At 50.2% G+C, this 239-nt stretch carries 1 protein-coding gene; it reads right to left on the bottom strand.

All coding sequences use genetic code 11. The features are described 5' to 3' along the window. On the bottom strand, nt 1-239 hold a 239-nt coding region (locus tag ACYP03_RS27810), incomplete at both ends, for an AsmA family protein (protein WP_459782913.1).

The following is a 239-nucleotide window of genomic DNA, read 5'->3' as shown; positions in this document are numbered from 1 at the left end:
AGAATATCATTCTCGGCAACATCCACCAGCAAAGGCTGTACCTGTACACCTTTGATGGCATTGCTGATCTGGTACACAGGCACTGAACCGTTCGCATCCAGTCTGGCTGTGGCGGTTATTGTCCCATCGTACAGCTGGGCTGCGAACTTATTGAGAGAAAACACGCCATTTTTAATCGCTATCGCCAGATCAACATTGTTCAGCTTGGCGTTTGCCGCCACAAAGCGCTTCACCGTCAC

The organism is Photobacterium sp. R1, from assembly GCF_054600795.1.
This window is presented reverse-complemented; position numbering and strand designations above follow the sequence as displayed.